The sequence below is a fragment of the Neisseria sp. SLRRB23 genome (assembly GCF_050896295.1).
Lineage (GTDB): Bacteria > Pseudomonadota > Gammaproteobacteria > Burkholderiales > Neisseriaceae > Neisseria.
In genome coordinates this window covers 1-403 of sequence record NZ_JBPBFH010000101.1, presented here as the reverse complement: position 1 = coordinate 403, position 403 = coordinate 1, and the positions used below count along the sequence as shown (strand labels likewise).

Genomic DNA, 403 nt, shown 5'->3' with positions numbered 1-403 from the left:
AACATTTTCGGAATGAATGTTGACCTTAACCTTCGGTAAAAGTTTATAATTTGTGCTAATTCAGTTATAACATAGGAGAAACACATGAAAAAACTTATGACTTTTATCACACTTAGAGCTGTTGCAATTTCAAATTGAGCAGCGAATGTATGATGCCGGTCATATGGCGTGTCTCCCGATTTCTGGTGGCGGCTTGGGGCGTATTAGAACACATCGCGCCCGCCCCGTGTGCCGAAAATGCCGTCTGAATGCGCCCCCTCATGATTGAGGCGGCTTCAGTTGGCCCATCGTCAAAATGGACTTGAAATACATACGCCCCGCACGGTTCGGACAAACCATCCGCATCGATCTGTCTCTTATACACATCTCCGAGCCCACGAGACTCGACGTCATCTCGTATGCC

1 pseudogene is annotated in these 403 nt (G+C 47.1%); it reads left to right on the top strand.

Annotated elements, in window-relative coordinates:
• Positions 1-271 precede the first annotated feature (271 nt).
• A pseudogene (locus ACRPFF_RS11270) lies at positions 272-403 on the top strand (acyl-CoA thioesterase); the annotation flags it as partial.